General features: G+C 35.8%; 1 pseudogene. It reads left to right on the top strand.

From position 1 onward, the window contains the following. Positions 1-4: 4 nt before the first annotated feature. Positions 5-254, top strand: a pseudogene (locus tag AC0IXC_RS29255) (glutamate synthase central domain-containing protein); the annotation flags it as partial.

The raw sequence follows: 254 nt of genomic DNA, 5'->3' as shown, positions 1-254 counted from the left end.
GTAAGAACAACTTATACAGCTATTCATTACTCATAGCTCTGTCTCTACAATTTATATTACATTTAGTCCATCAGAAACTATACAAATCGCATTAAATCGAATTAGTTCCGAAGCGATAGCAGCCGTTAAAAATGGTGCTTCCCTACTATTATTCGATGACGCTAAATCTCATCAAAATGAACGGTTATGGATTGACCCACATTTAGTTACTGCTCAAGTACATCAAGCATTCACTGAAAATACATTACGCCGGA

The sequence above is a fragment of the Bacillus sp. AC266 genome (genome assembly GCF_979253805.1).
This window is presented reverse-complemented; position numbering and strand designations above follow the sequence as displayed.